The 3,453-nt window shown below is 45.6% G+C and carries 2 protein-coding genes; one reads left to right on the forward strand and one right to left on the reverse strand.

All coding sequences use genetic code 11. The features are described 5' to 3' along the window. Positions 1–171 precede the first annotated feature (171 nt). The gene (locus tag F6K53_RS35835; RefSeq protein WP_293084133.1) at positions 172–3,252 is read left to right on the forward strand and encodes a peptidase domain-containing ABC transporter; all 3,081 of its coding nucleotides are present in this window, start codon (positions 172–174) and stop codon (positions 3,250–3,252) included. A 4-nt stretch (positions 3,253–3,256) separates the two neighbouring features. On the opposite strand, the gene F6K53_RS35840 is transcribed toward F6K53_RS35835, so the two are convergent. Continuing rightward, positions 3,257–3,453, reverse strand: a 197-nt coding sequence (locus F6K53_RS35840) for a hypothetical protein (protein WP_293084136.1), incomplete at its 5' end; no start/stop codon positions are given.

The raw sequence follows: 3,453 nt of genomic DNA on the forward strand, positions 1-3,453 counted from the left end.
CATTAGGAAGTAATGATTGTAAATTCAATCCTAATCAGAGCTAATTCAGTAATATTTCACAAGTAGATTTTTGTCAGTCAAAACTTACGGAATTGCATCAAGACATTATACCCAAATTTTTATTACTGAATCCAAGCTCTAGGAATGTTTTGATTGATTGGAGTAAACTCCATGGTTCAGGATTCATCGTCTCAAGCTGCTTTCAAGCAATATTTTGCTCAACAACTTGCCCAGACCCTGGGACAAGCACTCCCTCAACAGGAACTCGACCGCTGCTTCAAAGGTATTAAAATTCTGGAACCAAGGGCAGGTAAGGCATTCTGGCAAGCAGGTAATGGGAATGTTGGCGTTTACATGGTTATGGCTGGCAAAGTTAGGCTCCTCGATCAGGACAATAACTTACTGGCTTCCCTAGAAGCATCCAGCACCTTCGGCGAGCTGACCTTGTTTCCAGAAGAATCGTTTCAGCCTTACACTGCCAGAGCTTCTGTCAAGCTCAAGGTTTGCTATCTTGCTGGTGAGTTGTTGCAGCCCTTGCTCCGTAACTATCCTACCATCAGGGATCACCTGCATAGACAAGCAGTATTGCGGGATCTATTCTTATTGTGTCGTCGCAATGGTTTTTTCGAGAATCTACCCCGAGAAGGATTACTTAAAACCCTATCCCTATTAAAACCCTATACTCTGGAAGTCGGCACACTCCCAGATTCTCTACTAAAGAATCAAAAACTTTGGCTGCTCCGACACGGAGAGCTACTCCATGGTTCTGGCAAAACCCTCAATGCTGGCAGCATCTACACTCCCTCCCAGTTAAAGGAAGGAAACTCTTGGCAGGTGAGGATGCCAACTCAGCTATATAGTCTCAGCAATGGTGATAGCAAAATTGCCCTACTCCACTTGCCACAACTTAGTGAGCTGATTGAGTCTGATGCTACCCCATCGGCTAACGAGCAATCTATGCCAGCATTGGCTAATACCTTGTCAGCTGTCGCACCTGCTCAACCGTCTCCAGAGCGAAAACCAAAGCCCAAGACCCGTCGAGTTTACTTTCCCAACCCTACAGTCAAAGTCAGCCATTGGTGGCAGCAAGTTACTCAAAGCTATCCGTTCTTTGCCCAACAGAGTTCCTCAGATTGTGGTGCTGCTTGTTTAGTTATGATCGGTCGCTACTGGGGTAAGCGTTTCAGCGTTAATCGTTTGCGGGATGTTGCCAATGTTGACCGCAATGGCACATCACTACGAGGTCTAGCTACAGCAGCAGAAAGCATCGGCTTTTCTACCCGACCGGTCAAAGCTAGTCTCGACCGATTGGCAACAGAGAAACTGCCCGCTATTGCCCATTGGGAGGGCAGACACTACATCGTGGTCTATAAAGTGACTCGCGATCGCGTAATTGTAGGAGACCCTGCCATTGGTCAAAAAACCTTCAACCATTCCGATTTCAAAGCAAATTGGACTGGCTATGCCCTTCTGTTGCAACCGACAGCAATGCTCAAGGAAGCCAAGGAGGCCAGTGTTGCCTTCTGGCAGTTCTTTGAATTAATGAAACCTCACGGGCTGGTGCTTCTAGAGGTATTGATCGCATCTATCTTAGTTCAGATCTTCGGACTAGTTACACCTCTATTCACACAGCTATTGTTAGACCGGGTAATAGTGCAAGGTAGTACTCTGACCTTAAACGCTGTTGGGTTAGGCTTGCTGCTGTTTGGCTTATTCCAAGTTGCCATGACTGGCTTACGGCAATATTTGCTAGACCACACCGCTAACAAAGTCGATCTGGCGCTGATTGTCGGGTTTATTCGCCATACCTTCCGATTACCCTTAAACTTCTTTGAGTCTCGTTTTGTCGGTGACATTGTCTCCCGCGTCCAGGAAAACGAAAAAATTCAAAGCTTCCTCACTGGCGAAGCTATATCAATCTTGCTCGACTTACTCACTGTTTTTGTCTACGTGAGTCTGATGTTCTGGTACAGCTGGAAACTCGCAGCGCTAGTGTTGTTAATTGTGCCGCCATTTTTCCTGCTGGCATTAATAGCCACCCCCTTCTTGCGCCGGATTTCCCGAGAAATATTCGATGCTTTAGTTAATCAAGAAAGTTATCTGATCGAAACCCTGACCGGGATTAACACAGTTAAATCCATGGCAGTTGAACAAACAGTGCGCTGGCATTGGGAGGAACTGCTGAATAAGTCAATCAAAACTAGCTTTTCTGGGCAAATCATCAGCAACCAGTTACAAATATTCAGTAACACTATCGAAACAGTTGCTACTACTGCTCTGCTGTGGTATGGAGCGTGGCTGGTGATTCAAAACCAACTCACCATCGGTCAATTAGTTGCCTTTGATATGTTGCTAAATAATGTGATTAACCCCTTCCAGCGCATAACGGTGTTGTGGAATGAGTTACAGGAAGTGCTGATTGCAGTGGAACGCATCAATGATGTGCTGGATGCGGAACCAGAAGAAGATTTGCAGCAGCAACCTCGTCAATCCTTACCACAACTGAAGGGTCACATTCGCTTTGAGCAAGTCACCTTTCGTTATCACCCTCAAAGCGATATTAATGTACTGGAAAATCTCAGTTTTGAGGTCAAACCAGGGCAAATGGTAGCCCTAGTCGGTCGCAGTGGTTCAGGGAAAACCACCATTTCCAAATTGGTTTTGGGGCTTTATACCCCCACAGATGGCAAAGTGTTAATTGATGGTCAAGACATCACCAGTCTTTCCCTGCGCTCATTGCGGGAGCAAATTGGTGTAGTTAACCAAGATACATTTCTGTTTGGCAAAACTATTCGGGAAAACATTGCCATGGGCGATCCCTCAGCAACCCTAGCAAAAATTATGGAAGCAGCGCGACAGGCTGGTGCAGATGAGTTTATTAAACAGCTACCCATGGGTTATGAGACTCAAATTGGCGAGGGGGGTGGTATGTTATCTGGTGGTCAACGTCAGCGCCTAGCGATCGCCCGTGCTTTGGTAGGGAATCCCCGCTTGTTGATTTTAGATGAAGCCACCAGCAACCTGGATGCTGAATCCGAGCGCATCATTCAAACTAACTTCAACTCAATTTTGAAAAGTCGAACCACCTTAGTTATTGCTCATCGCCTCTCTACCGTGCGCCAAGCTGATGTAATTCTAGTACTTGATCGAGGAATCTTGGTCGAAAGTGGTAACCACGAAACATTGATGGCTAAGCGTGGTCACTACTTTTATCTCAATCAGCAACAACTAACTGTTACTCTTGCTGATTGAAATCCTAATTAAAGGGAATAGGGAGCAGGGAGTAGGGAGTAGGGAGTAGGGAGTAGGGAACAGGGAACAGGGAATCGGGAATCGGGAATCGGGAATCGGGAATCGGGAACAGGGAAAAAATGCTGTGTACCTTATAGTTATAAAAAACGCTGTATCCTTCTTGATTGATAGTCAAATTAAACTTAAAAAAACAAATAAAAA

Source organism: Moorena sp. SIO4A1 (genome assembly GCF_010672065.1).
Lineage (GTDB): Bacteria > Cyanobacteriota > Cyanobacteriia > Cyanobacteriales > Coleofasciculaceae > Moorena.

Bases quoted from the DNA above. Each gene is read 5' to 3' on its own strand.
- F6K53_RS35835 (WP_293084133.1), top strand. From the start codon at position 172: ATGGTTCAGGATTCATCGTCTCAAGCTGCTTTCAAGCAATATTTTGCT.